1 protein-coding gene is annotated in these 349 nt (G+C 47.3%); it reads right to left on the bottom strand.

The genetic code is table 11. The features are described from left to right. Positions 1 to 73: 73 nt before the first annotated feature. Positions 74 to 349: head protein (locus Y887_RS21180; RefSeq protein WP_046965634.1), on the bottom strand; the 276-nt coding region annotated here is incomplete at its 5' end.

Below are 349 nucleotides of genomic sequence, written 5' to 3'. Positions count from 1 at the left end.
AGCATACACCGCAGGCAAGACTGGAGTTTGCCCAGATAGAGGGAATGTGTTGATTGGCATCGTCATAACGACCTCAGATAATTGGTATTTTTCTGCACTTGCAGTGTATTGCCCATCCAGGAGGACCGATGTCACCCTTTTTGAACTTAAGTTCTCCACCTACTTCCCATAAGCGTTTGTCATCAAGCTTGAATCTCATGCCGTCGACGTGCTCATGTGATATTCGCGGCTCTTTGCCTGCTCCTGAATGCGCCCACTCAAATTCCTCAACGCCATTCTGTCGCATCCTTTCATCACTTAATACGCAATAAAGTTTGCTCGTTTGGTCTTTGGCGATAAGGTCTACGCG

The organism is Xanthomonas pisi DSM 18956 (genome assembly GCF_001010415.1).
GTDB classification, from domain to species: Bacteria; Pseudomonadota; Gammaproteobacteria; order Xanthomonadales; family Xanthomonadaceae; genus Xanthomonas; species Xanthomonas pisi.
Note: the sequence above shows the minus strand (reverse complement) of the source record. Positions and strands in the feature narration are given on the sequence as shown.